The 15,964-nt window shown below is 38.9% G+C and carries 16 protein-coding genes; 4 read left to right on the top strand and 12 right to left on the bottom strand.

The features are described 5' to 3' along the window. Positions 1-11: 11 nt before the first annotated feature. The 5 genes from DCO44_RS06680 to DCO44_RS06660 all read right to left on the bottom strand — a co-directional run bounded on the left by DCO44_RS06680 (position 12) and on the right by DCO44_RS06660 (position 5,869). Positions 12-2,249 carry a DUF6160 family protein gene (locus DCO44_RS06680; RefSeq protein WP_116760286.1) on the bottom strand — a complete coding sequence of 746 codons (2,238 nt, stop codon included), beginning with the start codon at positions 2,247-2,249 and terminating at the stop codon, positions 12-14. A gap of 23 nt (positions 2,250-2,272) precedes the next feature. Further along, positions 2,273-2,890 (bottom strand): hypothetical protein, encoded by a 618-nt coding sequence (locus tag DCO44_RS06675; RefSeq protein ID WP_116760284.1) that lies wholly within the window; start codon positions 2,888-2,890, stop codon positions 2,273-2,275. A gap of 10 nt (positions 2,891-2,900) precedes the next feature. Next, positions 2,901-4,298, bottom strand: coding sequence for a hypothetical protein (locus DCO44_RS06670; protein WP_116760282.1), 1,398 nt, complete (start codon positions 4,296-4,298; stop codon positions 2,901-2,903). Between the two features lie 279 nt (positions 4,299-4,577). Beyond that, complete coding sequence (gene dcd, locus DCO44_RS06665) at positions 4,578-5,147, bottom strand: dCTP deaminase (RefSeq protein WP_099338403.1); 570 nt, start codon at positions 5,145-5,147, stop codon at positions 4,578-4,580. Positions 5,148-5,275: 128 nt separating this feature from the next. Continuing rightward, positions 5,276-5,869: a LysE family translocator gene (locus tag DCO44_RS06660; protein WP_116760280.1), complete on the bottom strand. Its 594-nt coding sequence runs from the start codon at positions 5,867-5,869 to the stop codon at positions 5,276-5,278. 371 nt (positions 5,870-6,240) lie between these two features. Between DCO44_RS06660 and DCO44_RS06655 the strand changes: the two genes are divergently transcribed. Beyond that, positions 6,241-6,780 (top strand): DUF2062 domain-containing protein, encoded by a 540-nt coding sequence (locus DCO44_RS06655; RefSeq protein WP_116760278.1) that lies wholly within the window; start codon positions 6,241-6,243, stop codon positions 6,778-6,780. A 62-nt stretch (positions 6,781-6,842) separates the two neighbouring features. On the opposite strand, the gene apbC is transcribed toward DCO44_RS06655, so the two are convergent. Next, positions 6,843-8,102 (bottom strand): iron-sulfur cluster carrier protein ApbC, encoded by a 1,260-nt coding sequence (gene apbC / locus DCO44_RS06650; protein WP_116760275.1) that lies wholly within the window; start codon positions 8,100-8,102, stop codon positions 6,843-6,845. Positions 8,103-8,429: 327 nt separating this feature from the next. Here apbC and DCO44_RS06645 point away from each other — a divergent pair, with 327 nt between their 5' ends. Next, entirely contained in the window at positions 8,430-8,741 is a 312-nt protein-coding gene (locus DCO44_RS06645) for a hypothetical protein (RefSeq protein WP_116760273.1), read from the top strand. 76 nt (positions 8,742-8,817) lie between these two features. Here DCO44_RS06645 and DCO44_RS06640 read toward each other — a convergent pair whose 3' ends face one another. The 4 genes from DCO44_RS06640 to DCO44_RS16600 all read right to left on the bottom strand — a co-directional run bounded on the left by DCO44_RS06640 (position 8,818) and on the right by DCO44_RS16600 (position 10,870). Further along, positions 8,818-9,291, bottom strand: a complete 474-nt coding sequence (locus DCO44_RS06640; RefSeq protein ID WP_116760271.1) for a hypothetical protein — start codon at positions 9,289-9,291, stop codon at positions 8,818-8,820. A gap of 142 nt (positions 9,292-9,433) precedes the next feature. Next, positions 9,434-10,234, bottom strand: a complete 801-nt coding sequence (locus DCO44_RS06635; RefSeq protein ID WP_116760269.1) for a hypothetical protein — start codon at positions 10,232-10,234, stop codon at positions 9,434-9,436. Positions 10,235-10,352: 118 nt separating this feature from the next. Further along, positions 10,353-10,712 (bottom strand): hypothetical protein, encoded by a 360-nt coding sequence (locus tag DCO44_RS06630; RefSeq protein ID WP_116760267.1) that lies wholly within the window; start codon positions 10,710-10,712, stop codon positions 10,353-10,355. Continuing rightward, a complete protein-coding gene (locus DCO44_RS16600) occupies positions 10,712-10,870 on the bottom strand; it encodes a hypothetical protein (protein ID WP_165815691.1) in 159 nt (52 codons plus the stop codon). The genes DCO44_RS06630 and DCO44_RS16600 overlap by 1 nt, the downstream gene beginning before the upstream one ends. A gap of 255 nt (positions 10,871-11,125) precedes the next feature. Between DCO44_RS16600 and metG the strand changes: the two genes are divergently transcribed. Together metG and DCO44_RS16825 are read left to right on the top strand one after the other, a co-directional pair. Next, a complete protein-coding gene (metG, locus tag DCO44_RS06620) occupies positions 11,126-13,183 on the top strand; it encodes a methionine--tRNA ligase (RefSeq protein ID WP_116760263.1) in 2,058 nt (685 codons plus the stop codon). Positions 13,184-13,770: 587 nt separating this feature from the next. Continuing rightward, positions 13,771-14,256: a hypothetical protein gene (locus DCO44_RS16825; protein WP_228157522.1), complete on the top strand. Its 486-nt coding sequence runs from the start codon at positions 13,771-13,773 to the stop codon at positions 14,254-14,256. Positions 14,257-14,404: 148 nt separating this feature from the next. Here DCO44_RS16825 and DCO44_RS06610 read toward each other — a convergent pair whose 3' ends face one another. Together DCO44_RS06610 and DCO44_RS06605 are read right to left on the bottom strand one after the other, a co-directional pair. Beyond that, complete coding sequence (locus DCO44_RS06610) at positions 14,405-15,016, bottom strand: DUF805 domain-containing protein (RefSeq protein WP_116760261.1); 612 nt, start codon at positions 15,014-15,016, stop codon at positions 14,405-14,407. A gap of 313 nt (positions 15,017-15,329) precedes the next feature. Further along, positions 15,330-15,932, bottom strand: coding sequence for a gamma carbonic anhydrase family protein (locus DCO44_RS06605; protein WP_116760259.1), 603 nt, complete (start codon positions 15,930-15,932; stop codon positions 15,330-15,332). Positions 15,933-15,964: the final 32 nt, after the last annotated feature.

The raw sequence follows: 15,964 nt of genomic DNA, 5'->3' as shown, positions 1-15,964 counted from the left end.
TTTCATTCTTTTTATCTTGGTGTAATGCCGAAACTGCTGCGAATATTCCCACCAGTAAACACCATCGTGCCTAAATTCTGTGCTCGATCTGCTGTCGGGTATAAATTAACATCGGCTTTGAAAACCCCAGCAGCCTGATTAGTCGGATTTAAACGGATGTTATTATTAAATTTAACCTGATCTTTCTCTACCAAAATTTTGGCATTCAAATCTAGTTCACCTTGAATTCGGTCAAAACCAATCGTGGCATTGTCTTGAACATTGGTCAAATGTAGGTAGTTTTTATTGGTGGTTGCATCAGAAGCATTCAGTTTAATATTGCCTTGAATGGCTAAATGATTATCTGCTGCTGTCCCTGGTAAAATGTTCAATTGTGCTGAAGAATCCAAGCGCAATGCCAATCCGAATAACACATCATCCGTATTGGTAAAACTATTGGCTGGAACAAAACAATTTAAACTAGTTGTTGCAGCGTTCGCGCATGCAGCAGCCTCATAGCGACTGCCTGGTAACTGCCCCAATGCAATTTCAGCCCCCATTGCAATCACTAAACGAGGCAAGTCTAACTTAATGCCTGATTGCTCCATTGCCAACACGCCTTGCGTATCCATGAAGAAATCAATATTGCGCAGACCTGTATAATAATTCACTTCTTCCGCCGTATTGAAACTATTTGGCGCACCATCAATCAAAATAATGGAGGTTGTTTTAGAGCCTGCTGCATCACGCCCCTGTGTGGACATAGTTAAACCAAAACCAATCGCTTCAGCATTATTTGCCCCATAAGTCGTGCCATATAAACCTAAATTGGCATTCAAATTATAAATGGGAATACCCAATCCCCATGTTGCACTTTGGGAGGTAATTTGATGGCTCGCGTCATTGCTATTATTGGCAATAAACTTAGCATTTCGGGCAATCGCTTGAAAATCCATGCCTCGTACTGCAATTGCGACAGCATTCTGTGCATTATTGCTTAAGTTATAACGACCAATGCCTGCTTGCTTGCCTAATAATTTGGCAATATTTTGCCCAATTTCAAACTCCAACGATTTGGTTTGCACTGCATTAATATAAATGTCGCCAAAATTAATATAAGCCAGATTATTATTGGCAACTAAATTAGAGCCATTTTGAGTACGAATTTGTAATGGCGTTAAATTCCCAAACTCGATGGCATAAGAATTCTTACCCGTGTGCCCAAGCTCAAATTTTGTCCCTTCCGCCGTCACAACACCAGATGCATTCTTCTCATCACGAGTAAAACTGGTTTTCACATTCAAGTGCAGTCCTGTTGAACCTGTCATTTGATTACTTGACGTTGAAGTCCCTTCTGCACCACCTAAATTTGTTCGATCAGCATTGACCGATACTTCTGCATCTCGTAAACGTCCAGATGCCCCTAAACGGATAATAGAATTCAGTTGGTCTGTATTTTCATTGGCGGTATACAATTTTCCATCATTGCCGACATTGGTTTTATATCGCACATCAATATTAAAACCAGGTCGAGTCTTGCCTGGATTATCCAAATCCTGAACACGCTCAAGAACAACTTCATTCACTGTACTGTCCGAAGCATTCGGTGAGTTGGTCGATAACACCATGCCTTTATTGGCATCTAAATATAAATAACCTGTACCTTTAAAATTAAAGTTAAAGTCTTTTAAAATAAGCTGGTTATATTCATTGCCATTTTTGAGCGTATGGAAAATATTGGCATTTTGCAGACCAAATTCCAAATAGGCTTTATCTTTTGAGTTAAACAAACCACTTCGGGTTTCTAAGACAAAATTCATCGGTGCCCGATTTTGCAGAGTTAAAGCACCCAAGGTATTTTGGTTCATGCAATCTGCACCACGTGTGCCATCACCACACACAGCCACTTTGGCAATATGTATATTGGCAGGATTAATCACCGCCTCTATCCGCATGCCCGTCTTATTGGCATTGGTTCCCACATCGAGTTTAACTTTCCCACCAATTTTATTATTGTCAATTTTATTGATTTCAATATTATTCAAGGAAAGATTCAAATTCCCTGAAGTACCATTCGAGAAATTGGTATTGTCTTTCCAATTGAATTGATCAATGGTGACTCGGTCAGTTTCATAACTTAAGCTAATTCCATCCTGTCCTGAGACAGTACGCAAGCTTTGATCTGAAAGTGCTTCTAAAGCATAAATCTGCTGCGCCAATAAAACACTCGAAGCCAACACACTGAGTTTTATAATTTTGTTTGTACTCATTCACAGTTCCTTATGTGATTGAATTAACAACGTGAAGTCGCAGTAGAATTACAACTAAAAAACTTCATTGTTCCTGATAAGGCTAAATTTCCATGCATATTTAAGCCCGTAAAGCCTGTTTCTAAACCACGATCAAACACAGACTCATGCGATGAACTATAAGTCGTTTGCTTTAAATAACCTTTTTGCGCATCACTCGTACCTGAATCTTTTTCAATAGCCAGTGCTTCAAAACCAAAATTACGAATCTGGATTGGATAACCATCTAGAAAAGTCAATTTCATTGCCGTTTTATAGCCTGCACTGGTCGTTACAGTGGTGCCATCTAATTGAAATTTATCGATCGCAATTGTGCCCTGTATTTTTTTAAAAACTAGCCAATACAAGTTTCCACTGGCATCTTTACGATTACTCACGTTAAAGGCTAAACGGCAAAATTCATTACCTGCGCCATTACAGGAATACTCATAAGGGACTTCTGTAGTATTGGTCGGCAAGTTATGATTTAAAGAAAATGACCAGCTTAAATCTGCCCCGCCTTGTCCACGTATATTCGATAATTGGTTGGCATCTAATGCATCTAACGCTGCCGAAGCACACTGAGAACTTAACATTAGGGCAGCAAGAATATAATGTTTCATCTATTTCTCCTTATAGCCCTGTTGTCGTAATTTTCAGATGTTGAATTAACATTCCATCGATCGCTGCAGACCCTAAATTGGTCTTGATTCCTGCTGGGGTAACAAAACTCACCCCTACTGCATTGGTACTGGTGTCAGCTTTTAAAAATTTATTGTTATTGGTAAAACCGACTGTACCAATGGAAATACTGCTGTGTGTGGCTGTATTGCCTTGATAAGTTTGCCCCATGCTGATTGGATCACCACAGTATTGAACATTACAGGTTGAACCCTTATAAGCCGAAGCCGCACCACTCGCCAATGCGGTGTAGTCCGTATAAATTTGTTGATAAACATTGGCTTTATTCGGAATACGGGTCAATTCAATCACAAAATTTTGACCATCTGCCGCCGTATCAACAATTAAGGGTTGATAAACACTTCCCAATACCAAGTTAATATTCGGGCTATATAAAAACACGCCATCATGTTCATTAAAATTTGGTGCCGAAGTTTTAGAAATTGCAGGCGTAGTTAAATCATTGGTTATATCTGTGCCTAAGGTTTCTGCTGTACTAATGCGCAATGCTTTGGATTTATCTTCAGTTGCAGCGCTTGGATTATCATTGGTATTTAATCGAATGAGTGCCGCCAGACCTAAAGTATTGTTATAAGACGTCGGTAGTGATGAGCTTGTGGCTCCCCCCAAAGTCTGGAATAACTTTAAATTAGATCCATTCAAAGACAAACCATTGGCCACCATTTGCAGCCTTAAACGACTGTCTAAGCCATTTAAATTCGCAGGTGCGCCGTTTTTAGCATCGACAGGTGCAGCAACCAAAGGATTACGTTCGAAGAAATCTCCCCACAAGCCTAATTTAATATTATTATCCGCTGCGGTATTGGCAGCACCATCAAGAGCATAAGGTGCTTCTAAAGATAAATAACTGAAATCTTGTGCAACCCCTGCAAAGTCATATACCACGCGGTTGGCGGTGGTACTAATAGACTTCACACTAAATACCCAAGGATTGGTTTCTTGCCCCCAATTGAAGCCCATATTACTAAAACGAGAATTTAGATTACTGTCCGATGCCGATAACGCTAAACCATAAAAAAAGACATCTGCTTTTTTGGCACCCGCAGTTTTGGCTGTGTCTGAAAGTGGTCCCACTGGGATAAAGCGAATTAAACCAGTGTCATAGTTGCGATTGGCTAAACGAGTTTGATTCTGCGCCACGGTCAAACCATCTTCGGCAGTTTGAAATACCATTTTGAAATTTTCAGGCAGAATAGCAATGCCTTCGCCCGTAGAATTACTTAATACCTGATCTGAAAGTGCTTCTAAAGCAAAACTATAAGAACAACAGAGCCCAATCATGCTCGCTAGCAATGTTTTACGCAAAATTGTCGTATGCCAATCCGTCATCGCGACCTTCCTTGTTATTTGATGCTCCGCATCATTATTTTGTTCATCCTAGACTTGGTTATGCTTTGTTTTACTGTCAAATGTTCCGTATCAGGTACATTTCACCAAGACATTTTTAACCCTCATTATGCTGAATAATTACACGATTGCAAAAAAAACTCAGGAAATGTCGACATTTTCCGATGAATGAAGATTCAGAGCTTGATGCGTTTTTAGCCATAAAAAAAACCTATTTGACTGAACAAATAGGTTTTTAGTGATAATACAACTTACTGCAAATTAAGCTTTCGGTAAAGTTACACCCGTTTGACCTTGGTACTTACCACCACGGTCTTTATAAGAAGTCTCACACACTTCATCACTCTCAAAAAACAGCATTTGCGCAACACCTTCACCTGCATAAATACGCGCAGGTAAATTGGTGGTGTTGGAAAACTCAAGCGTGACATGACCTTCCCACTCAGGCTCTAACGGCGTCACGTTTACAATAATACCGCAGCGTGCATAAGTCGACTTGCCAAGACACACGGTTAACACATTACGGGGAATACGGAAATATTCCACAGTACGCGCTAAAGCAAATGAGTTTGGTGGAATGATGCAAACATCAGACTCGATATCGATAAAACTTTTTTCATCGAAATGTTTTGGATCTACAATTGCAGAGTGAACATTGGTGAACACTTTAAATTCACGCGCACAACGAACATCATAGCCATAACTCGACACGCCATAAGAAATGAGCTTTTCGCCATTCTCATCCAAACGTACCTGATTTTCCGCATACGGTTCAATCATGCCGTGTTTTTCGCTCATTTCGCGAATCCAACGATCAGACTTAATAGCCATTATTCTATTTCCAAAACTTCAAGCAATTCTTGCGCTGTACTTTAACTTAATTCAGCCCCAATGAAAATACGGGCACATGTGATGCTGCATGCTTTAAAAATGCAAATTCAACAGCGTGCTTGAGAAAATTAAAGGTTTAATAAGGCCGAATAACTCAATGGAATAGAAAAACTAACCAACACAATCGATGCTGTTTTTTGCAGATTAGATTTAGTTAACCAACGTACTCGGTTGGATGCCAAGATCGAACCAATAAAAGTCCAGAAAAAAGCAATAGGAACAATCAAAATCAAAAATACCAACATATGTGCAATGTAAGCATCTACATTGATCCAAACAACTGCTGGAAAAATAGCAGATGCAAATAAAAGTGCTTTAGGATTCAACAAAGTTGCACAAAATAGCTCACGAGCACGAATGGTTGGTTGATTATAACTTTCTTCTACATCTGCCGTTTTCCATAGTTTAACGGCTAAAAATAGAATATAGCTGGCGCTAAAAAGTTTCAGTGCAGTCGGAATGACTGGATAATGACGCGATACGGTACCAATAATGATACCCCATACGGTTATAGAAATTAGATAACCAAATGCTTCTGCAGGAATAAGACGAAATGATTTTCGAATGCCGACCTGAATACCAGATGAAGCAAGTAGAGTATTGGTAGGACCTGGGGTTAATAATAAAGAAACCACCAATCCTATAAAAAACAAAGAAACCATACCCTTACCTCACATTTGAGCAAATGAAGCGTAGTTGAATTGTTTCAATATAGCAAAAAAAATATTGTAAAGGAAAATCGAGAAAGTTTTTGCGACTTTAACATATTCGATAAAAATCATCATTTTAACAACAATAAGTCCAATAAAACCTGTGGGTCACGCTATCAAGATATATTATATTTTTTGTCACAATTCATTTAATTTTTATGTCGCGCTATACAATTTAAAGCCATGATTCAGCAGTTTTTTTAAGTTTACTTTCAGTTTGGTATGTAACTCTAAAGCACAGTTCCTTATAGCAAAAAGGTGAATCAACTATCGTTTTTCACTTAAATCATGCACAATACCCTGTCCTGAAAAGCTGATTTCGTATGGCAAAGAAATTTTTCCAATCGTGGCTTCCCTCTCCTGAAAAAGTCAATCAACTGAAGTTTATGCGGATTTTTGGTCAACGCACCTTGAATCCTGTGCTTTGGTACGTCAATCGAAAATCTATTTCCCATGCTGTTTTTATTGGTACTTTTTGGGGCATTCTACCTGTGCCGTTTCACAGTGTCTTTATTGTGTTCACAGTATTATTGATTGAAGTGAACCTCCCACTGAGCCTAACCCTTGCATGGTTATCTAACCCGCTCACTGTCGTACCCATTTTATATTTGGGCTTCTGGTTAGGCAGTAAAATTTTCCAAGTCAATATGATTGATAAAGATATGATTTTAGGGGTATTACACCAGATTTTGAACTGGGTTAAAAACTTTGGGCATGGTCATATTGACTTGCATCTTGCCAAAATTTTAATGACTGGATTAGTATTAGAAGCATTATTAACTGCATTTATTCTTTATATTTGCACACGTATTATTTGGCGCTGGTCGGTTTTACGTAAATGGAATAAAAGATTTCATTCCTAAAAAACACTCAGCCAAAACCATCATGTAAAAAGGGATGTTGCGATCAACATCCCTTTTTGACTTTAGAAAATTCGATTTTTATCTTTATCCGACTTGGTTAATTGTGCCACGATTTTTTCCGCAATCGCCAAGTAGCTTTCTGCCGCAGCATCACCAACAATAACAGAAGGCTGACCTGCATCTGCATTTTCACGGATGGCTGCATCGAGCGGTAAACGTCCCAACAATGGAATGTGGTATTGCTCTGACAATTTATCTCCCCCACCTGTACCAAAAATTTGTTCTTCAAATCCACAATTCGAGCAAATATGGGTCGACATATTTTCAATCACACCCATCACTGGAATATGCACACGATTGAACAATTCAATACCTTTAGTTGCATCCAGAAGTGCGACATTTTGTGGCGTGGTCACAATCACCGCGCCAGTCACTGGAATACGCTGCGCCAAAGTCAATTGAATATCTCCAGTTCCTGGAGGCATATCAATCATTAGCACATCCAAATCTGGCCATAAGGTTTGATTGAATAGTTGCATTAATGCACCTGTTGCTTTAGGACCACGCCATGCCACAGGGGTATTATTGTCACCTGTTAAATGCCCAATCGAAAGTACAGCAAGTCCATACGCATCGAGCGGAACAAAGTTTTCCGCTTCAATCATTGGGGTTTTACCCGCATTACCCAACATGGTTGGAATGCTTGGACCATAAATGTCGGCATCTAAAACACCAACTTTTAGTCCCAATTGCTGCAATGCCAAAGCCAAATTGACTGTCGTCGTTGATTTACCGACACCACCTTTACCAGAAGACACTAAAATCACATTCTGAATACGTGGATGCTTCGGCACATCGCGCTGTTGCGGGGCTGCTTTGGCAATTGGAGGATTATTCGGATCGGTTTCTGTTTCAGTCTGAGTCGATGCAGCAGCATCCATGACTGGCGGTAAATTGGTTTTTTCTGGTTTAGCAGGGCTTGAACAGCTTTCGCCTTGCGCATGATTGTGCCCACAGCCACCAGATTTTTCAGCATGTGCTGTTTTTTGTTGAATCACATGCATATTGAGTTCCTGAATCCCACATTTTTCTAGGGACTCAGCCAAATCATCATGAATTTGTTGTAAATGATCAGCTTCTTCAGGGTAGGTATTAATGGTGATTTGTAAGACTCGACCTTGCACATTAATTTGTGAAATACGGTCTTTTAATGCGTGATTTGAATTCGGCAGAAAATATTGTTGTAAAACTTGCTGGATTTCTTCTTCTTTCACCTCCTGAGCGGGTGAAAAAACGGATTTAAGTGAAGAAAGCCAAGACATACATTTACTCCAAATCTGGATTACAGCTGAATAATATAGTTTAACGCTTATTTTCCGTTAGGTTAAGCATTTCACCGCGCCACTTTGGCAATAAACCAGAAAAAACCGAGTGTTTCAGTCAGATATCATCTGACTTTATTTTCATCACTGGAAAATGAGGATTTCCACACCCTTTAAAAAGCTAAACAATTAACAATTTCCATGCTGTTTTGTAAATAAATAGGCATTAAATTTAAAAATACAGGCTTTAACTCATTTGAGCTTCACAGCACATTATTCAAAATACCGAGGCAACCAACATATCTGAGATAAAAACAGGAGATTGCCATGAAAATACGGCATGTTTTAGTGTTAAGTTTCGTATATTTCAGCATATCCTCAAGCATTTGGGCGGCTACACAACAACTCAACAGTCTACGAACCTCATCAGGCGTAGTGCTACACGTTGGCGACAGTTATCAAAAATTAGCAACGCATATGGGACAGTCCCCCGAGGGCATGAGCAGTTCAACAATCAGCGAAAATCAAAGAAACTACACTGCAATGCACTATGTTTACGAAATAGAAGGTAAACGCTATACCATTACTGTAGTGAATGACCGAATTCGTCAAATCGAATGGGTCAACTTGAATCCTTAAAACCTTAAAACCTTAAAAGCCACCCAACATCCATGTTAAGTGCTTACAAATTTAACCTGATCAAGATAATTTAAAATTAAGTTTGATCATGATCATCTTTTTTAAATTTGTTGAGCTTGTCAGTCGCGGCTTTTTTCAGTTCATCAAATTTTTCAGTTGCCTGAACTTTTAATTCGTCAAATTTGACCGAAGCTTCCTGTTTCAGCTCTGCTGATTTCACCTTAGCTTCATCAAGTAAATGACTCGCTTCTGCTTTTAAATGCTCGTACTTTTCTTGCGCCTGATGCTGCACGTCAGCCCATTTGGCTTTGGCATCTTCAATGGTGCTATCAAACCCTGCATCTTCATCCGCAGCTTGCTGTTCATCTAGCTTTTCTTTCACTTCATCAAGCTTCTGTTCCGCAGCTTGTTTGACTTCGACAGCAGAACTCTTTAATTCATCAATCGCATTTTCGCCTTCAGTTTGAGCATCTTTTGCGACTTGTTTTAAATCATCACCAAGTTCCACAGCTTTGTCTTTTAATTCATCAATTTTATTTTCATCGGTCATTGTTACACCCTTTTCTGTTATAGCACCCGTCTATAGTTATACCGTGATCTGAATTGAATAGAATACAAAACAGCATATTGAAACAATAGCTGTACAGGATGCAGCAATTTAAACACCATCCTGTACCACTCAACGGAAGAGACTAACGCTTTACGGTACTGATAAAGCTAATAACTGCAAACAGCCAAATAAACAGAATGAAACTGCGTGCTTGAGTGAAATGGGTCACGTCCGCACCGTGTACCATATTATGACGGCTGGCGGTGACACTTGAACTTGCATCCATTTTCAATGCTTCAAGGCTCAAGAAATACGGATTGATTTCACTGGCAATTTTGACTTTATGCCATAAGCTTTTGACCTCATGACCTTTCAAACCCGGTACGATTTTATACACATCGACAAACTTGGTTTGATTTTGCTGTAAATATCTATGTTCAATCAGTGTATCCGTCAAAATCCCTTCAATTTGACCATAAAGAACCGTAATACAACCTGCATAACACTGCTGTTGATACAGTTTTAAGGTTTCTTCAATCACACTGCGGCGTTGGGCTTGGAATGCGCCCAAATCCATCGCATCATACGCTTCAAGTAAAGCTGCTTGGAAATAATCCGTTTGGATTAAATGGGGCAATTGAAACTCAGTAATATCCGCTTCTTTTTCATTGGCCATTTGCCAGAAATACAACAGATTGAGCACATCATTGGCGATTGGTTCATCACTTTCATACTCAAGCTGATCGGCCATTATTGCAAAGTACGGATCTTCCAACTCGAGCTGACGGAGCGACTCGAGCAATTGTGCATGAGGTCGGCTACCCATTGAAGCAAGATATTGCTCAGCAGTTTTTAGGATATGGCTGCCCAATTGTTTTTGATTATCTGCATTTTGCTTAATGCGTGTGACGGGTTGGTCGAAATCAAAATCATCATCGATCATGGACGGCTGACTCATTTAAGTGGATGCAATAGCACTATTATCCACGATTCTGTCCTGATCTATAGGCTTAAGTCATATGTTTTAACGATTTAAATAAATAACTGCTTCTCGATCACCTTCATTTCAGCTCATTCACGCTAAATAGTAGATTTTGTTGCTCAGCGATTGCCCAATATTGGTAATAGCTGTCCTTTTCCTGCTTAGGAATGACTTTGAATGCTGTTTCCATACAACCCTGTTCAACTGTTTTAATCTGCTTTTCTGAACCGAACACAATAAACGAGTCATGGTTTTTGAAATCACGATGATCTCTATACATCTCTGAAGGCTGAACATAATGAATATTTGAATGTCTTGTACGCCACCGCTTTTTAATGGTGGGTTTTATGCATTCAATACTTTGACTTGTTTTCGCTTCACTGGCCTGCCATTGCTTTAAAAATGCTTGTTTGGTCTTCGTATCAAGTGGATATACCATTACCCAAGCACCTGAGTCCCCCCATCACGACGCGTAAAATAAAAGATAGGTTCAGATAAATTTGGAAAATATTGCCGATCAATATGCACAGAACGATCCCATTTCTCTTGATATTGTTCCTCAACAAATTTGAAATAACCAATTATATAAAGGTACATAGTTATCCCTACAACCAGCAATGCAAAAGAGGACACGATAGAAATCAGAAATATCAAAGCGTATTTTAAAATTCTCAGCATTCTTGAATCCGTTCTTATTTTCATTGATATATAAAAAAGCTTAACAAATTTATATCGATGGATTATGCACTGACAAGCATTTTTAAAGAATTCCCCGAAAGCATTATGCAACTTTTGCTTATCTCAGGTAAAATCATGCACCTTGCATAATATACGAATGAGAGAGTCATATCCGTGCGCAATATTTTAGTCACTAACGCCCTTCCATACGCCAATGGTCCGATCCATATGGGTCACCTACTCGGTTATATCCAAGCAGATATCTGGGTTCGTGCCATGCGTGCAATGGGACACGATGTGACTTATGTATGTGCGGATGATGCTCATGGTACAGCCATTATGCTACGTGCCGAAGCCAATGGCATTTCTCCAGAACAACAAATTGCCAATGTGCAAAAAGAACACATCCGTGACTTTGATGGCTTTGGCGTGCATTTCGACCATTATGATTCCACCCATAGTGATGAAAACCGCTCTCGTGCCTCTGAAATTTATGTGAAAAACCGTGAAGCAGGCAATATTGCAATCCGTCCTGTCAACCAGCTTTTTGACCCTGAAAAAGGCATGTTCTTATCGGATCGTTTCATTAAAGGCACGTGCCCGAAATGTAAGTCGGAAGATCAATATGGTGATGCTTGCGAAGTCTGCGGTACGACTTACAATGCAACTGAACTTTTAAACCCGAAATCGACTTTGAGTGGTGCAACGCCTGTTGAGAAATCTTCAGATCACTACTTCTTTAAACTGCCAAATTTCTCAGAATATTTGCAAAAGTGGACGCGTGATCAAGGTCGCCTCCCTGTTTCAATTGCCAACAAACTGGATGAATGGTTTGAAGCGGGCTTATCGGATTGGGATATTTCACGTGATGCACCGTATTTCGGTTTTGAAATTCCAGATGCACCAAACAAGTATTTCTATGTTTGGGTAGACGCACCGATTGGTTATATGTCGAGTTTTGAAAACTACATTAAAGCTAAACGTCCTGATTTAAGTTTTGATGACTTTTGGAAGAAAGACTCTGACAAAGAAGTCTATCACTTCATTGGTAAAGACATCGTTTACTTCCACGCGCTGTTCTGGCCTGCAATGCTAGAAGGTGCAAACTACCGTACGCCATCAGGTTTATTCGTCAATGGTTTCTTGACTGTAAATGGTCAGAAGATGTCGAAGTCTCGCGGGACATTCATCAAAGCTGAAACGTATTTAGAGCATTTAAACCCTGAATATTTACGTTACTACTTCGCGTCTAAACTTTCAGACAAAGTTGAAGACTCTGATTTGAACTTGGATGATTTCGTTCAGAAAGTAAACTCAGATCTAGTTGGTAAAGTGGTCAACATTGCCAGCCGTTGTGCAAAATTCATCAACACTAAGTTTGATAATAAATTATCAGCAACTTGTGCAGAGCCTGAATTGGTACAAAGCTTTATTGATGCAGGTGCTTCAATTGCCGCTCAATACGAGTCACGTGAGTTCTCTGCTGCGATTCGTGAAATCATGGCGCTTGCAGATAAAGCCAACCAATATATTGATGAGAAAAAACCTTGGGCTTTAGCGAAAGTTGAAGGCGAAGAGCAACAAGTACACGATGTTTGTTCAGTGGGAATTAACCTATTCCGTCAATTGGCGGTGTATTTAGCCCCAGTCCTTCCGACTTTAGCAGCTCAAGTTCAAGACTTCTTGAAGTTAGATAACTTTGACTTTGCTTCTGCTCAAACTGCATTGGTTGATCATGAAATTGCATTATTCCAACCTTTAATGCAACGTGTAGACCCGAAAGCAGTTGCTGCAATGGTCGATGCATCTAAAGACTCTTTGGCTGCGGCGGCAGAAGCACCAAAAGTGGAAAAGAAAAAAGAAAAGAAAGCCGAGAAAAAGCCTGAGCCTAAAGTAGGTGAAGCTGAGATTATTGGTATCGAAGACTTTATGAAAGTTGACCTGCGTGTCGCTGAAGTTTTAGAAGCTGCAACGGTTGAAGGTTCGGACAAACTTCTTCAATTGACTTTAAATGTAGGTGAAGCTGAACCACGTAACGTGTTTAGTGGTATTCGTGAGTTCTACCAACCAGAAGACTTAAAAGGTAAATTGGTAGTGATGGTGGCTAACCTTGCACCGCGTAAGATGCGTTTTGGTATTTCTAACGGTATGGTACTTGCAGCAGGTAATGGCGAAGGTGTTTGGGTGATTTCACCTGAATCTGGCGCTAAACCAGGTGATAAAGTGTCTTAAGGTTTAAGTCTTAAATAAAAAAGCCTCTACATTGTAGGGGCTTTTTTTATTGGTTTTTAGTTCCCTCTCCTTTTTTAAAGGAGAGGGTTAGGGAGAGGATTTATTGAATCACTACCCCCACTTTACAATCTAAACTCAATTTTCATTGCGTAGGCATTGCCTTACTTTTGAAAGATCAAAAGTAACAAAAATCTTTTGTTAGCTTGATAATACGTCCATGTATCACAAGCTAACGGCGACATCCATGTCGCCCTCTCTAATCTAACGTGCTGCTAGATTAATTCATAATTACGTGTATGATTTTCACAATTAAAAGCGATATAAACCAATAATTATGAAACACTTTCTAGTATATAACTGCAATTTATACGTTACCTGAATAAATTAATGAAACAAATAGAAGAAGACTCGAACGTCGTACGAAATCTTAAAATTTAGTATTAATCCAATCACATGACCTGCGACATGGATGTCGCCCGTTCGTTAAGGGCGCATGGATGTGCCCTTTAACGAACAAAAGGGTTTTGTTACTTTTGCCCAGTCAAAAGTAAAGATCATCTAAATTTTATTTTACAAGGTAGTCTCAAATGCAAATTGATCAATTAAATACGATAGCTACTTTTTTCGGTGCTTTAGTTGCTCTCATAATATTTATAAATTGGAAAAAACAAAAAGGTAGTGAGGTTATTTCAAATGAAGCAAAAGAAGCATTTCATTTAATAAAGAGCATACACAATCAAAAGAATGTTGTACTTGAAGATATGCTTAAAATGGCTGTTGAAAATCAAGAACCTCTTGTACCAAATGATTTCGATAAGACTCGATTTGAAACTTTTAAGGACTTAAATATAGAAATCATTAAAAAATTAGATTTAATCGCTTTTGAAAACAAAGACCAAGAAACATTAACTACTATAGAAAACTATACCAATAGTTATAAAAATTTTGGAATTGTATATGTTCGCCCAACAACAACGAAAAACGTATTGGAACTTCATGCACTCTACAATGACAACATAGATGGCTTAAAAATAGAACTCTATAAATATATTCTGTTCAAAAAGACAATATAATAAATATCATCCAATCAAACATATTTGTTTTCATTTACTTCCACAAAAAATGAAAATCGTCTAGTTGCTTCCGTTTGATCTAACTCAAACCCACCTGACAGCAACACTAAAAAATAGTCACTGTCAGATCAAGTCTTAATGCATATATTTACTTCGCAGGCTCTCCCCACTGGTTCGATTCAGGCTTGGTTTCCATTACAGTCCAAATCAGCAATGGAATAAGCCCAATAATCGTAAACATCAAAAGCATCCACCACCCCGAACGGTTTACATCATGTAAGCGACGTACTCCGACTGCAAGTGTTGGTAATAAAAAAAACAGTGAAAGTAAGCCTGAGATAGCATCTATTCCATTGTCACTCATGCCCATAATCCCCAGACTCAAACCAATCAGCAGTCCAATTAAAATTTGGAAAAGATAAAAGTACCAATATTCTTTACGACGTGCGCGCCCTGAAAAATTGGCATAATTCTTTAAACATTTCATCGTCCAATCGAATAAACCAAAATTCTCTTCGGCTTGCAATTGTTCTGTATGCTGATTATTTGTTTTTTTAAAAACAGGCTGACGTGCAAATGCCTGCACATAAATACTGACAGCCTGATTTAAATCATTCACAGCAAAATCGACATTTTGACCACGTGCGGGTGAAGTCTGGTCTTTCCATTCCGAACCAAAAAAGCTATAGCGCTTTCCATCGTCCCCTTGAATCACGCCTTCATTAATCTGGAAATTAAAATCTACTAATGTACCTTTCATTATAAAGTTCCAATTGATATTCAATATTTTATTGTTGGAAGATTCATCATACTGGAACATTTTATTTTATAAAACAAATTCCTGTAACCAGCTCTAAAATGCCTTACTGACAATGTTTAAAGACTGTATCCATTCAACTTTTTTACACATAAAATCGATGCGAAAAGTTGTCTTACCCCAAACACAAAACAGGATGATTTTCGCGATCTAGAATTTGAAGTGCTGAAGAATATTAAATATAACAATTTGGAAAAATAGATAATTAAACAATTTTATGGCTCCATATGAAGCCATATATTCCGAAGTCTCAGCTTTAAACTGCTTTGCTCTTAATTACATGGTCAGTATTAAAATGTGTATGCGTTAAACGCGTTGCTGAGTTTTCCGTTAAGGGTTCAACCTCTTGTAGACTGTTTAAACAGCGTAGGGTTAAATCCATATATTGCTGAGTACCCTTAAATTTCCACGCAATTTCTTTTTCATCCAAACTACGAATCACGCGTGCAGGACTGCCGACCACCAAGGAATTTGCTGGAATTTCAGCTTTGGCTTTCACCGTACTATTGGCACCGACAATGGTATTTTCACCAATAATAGCTTCATCCAAAATTACGCTGTTCATGCCAATTAAGACATTTTTAGCAATACGGCAACCATGCAAAATTGCGCCATGTCCAATATGACCAAACTCTTCGACCACAGTGACATTGTTCGGAAAACCATGAATAATGCAGGAATCCTGTACATTGGCATTTTTATGAATATGAATGCCGCCAAAGTCTGCGCGCAATGCAGCAAAAGGACCAATATAAGCCCCTTCTTCAACAATTACATCCCCAATTAAAACTGCTGTGGGATGCACATAAGCTTTTGGGCTAACCACTGGAATGACGCCATCGATGGCATAACACGGCATAGTTTCTTCCTTAAACTGTAGGGCTATTTTTA

It is taken from the genome of Acinetobacter sp. AM, assembly GCF_003105055.1.
Lineage (GTDB): Bacteria > Pseudomonadota > Gammaproteobacteria > Pseudomonadales > Moraxellaceae > Acinetobacter > Acinetobacter tibetensis.
The sequence above is the reverse complement of the archived record's forward strand: the minus strand, read 5'-3'. Positions and strand labels throughout refer to the sequence as shown.

Coding starts and splice junctions, on each gene's coding strand:
- DCO44_RS06605 (WP_116760259.1), bottom strand. CDS start 15,932: ATGCCGTGTTATGCCATCGATGGCGTCATTCCAGTGGTTAGCCCAAAA.
- DCO44_RS06680 (WP_116760286.1), bottom strand. CDS start 2,249: ATGAGTACAAACAAAATTATAAAACTCAGTGTGTTGGCTTCGAGTGTT.
- DCO44_RS06630 (WP_116760267.1), bottom strand. CDS start 10,712: ATGGTATATCCACTTGATACGAAGACCAAACAAGCATTTTTAAAGCAA.
- DCO44_RS16825 (WP_228157522.1), top strand. CDS start 13,771: ATGCAAATTGATCAATTAAATACGATAGCTACTTTTTTCGGTGCTTTA.
- DCO44_RS06660 (WP_116760280.1), bottom strand. CDS start 5,869: ATGGTTTCTTTGTTTTTTATAGGATTGGTGGTTTCTTTATTATTAACC.
- DCO44_RS06645 (WP_116760273.1), top strand. CDS start 8,430: ATGAAAATACGGCATGTTTTAGTGTTAAGTTTCGTATATTTCAGCATA.
- DCO44_RS06635 (WP_116760269.1), bottom strand. CDS start 10,234: ATGATCGATGATGATTTTGATTTCGACCAACCCGTCACACGCATTAAG.
- DCO44_RS16600 (WP_165815691.1), bottom strand. CDS start 10,870: ATGTACCTTTATATAATTGGTTATTTCAAATTTGTTGAGGAACAATAT.
- dcd (WP_099338403.1), bottom strand. CDS start 5,147: ATGGCTATTAAGTCTGATCGTTGGATTCGCGAAATGAGCGAAAAACAC.
- DCO44_RS06655 (WP_116760278.1), top strand. CDS start 6,241: ATGGCAAAGAAATTTTTCCAATCGTGGCTTCCCTCTCCTGAAAAAGTC.
- apbC (WP_116760275.1), bottom strand. CDS start 8,102: ATGTCTTGGCTTTCTTCACTTAAATCCGTTTTTTCACCCGCTCAGGAG.
- DCO44_RS06640 (WP_116760271.1), bottom strand. CDS start 9,291: ATGACCGATGAAAATAAAATTGATGAATTAAAAGACAAAGCTGTGGAA.
- DCO44_RS06670 (WP_116760282.1), bottom strand. CDS start 4,298: ATGACGGATTGGCATACGACAATTTTGCGTAAAACATTGCTAGCGAGC.
- DCO44_RS06675 (WP_116760284.1), bottom strand. CDS start 2,890: ATGAAACATTATATTCTTGCTGCCCTAATGTTAAGTTCTCAGTGTGCT.
- DCO44_RS06610 (WP_116760261.1), bottom strand. CDS start 15,016: ATGAAAGGTACATTAGTAGATTTTAATTTCCAGATTAATGAAGGCGTG.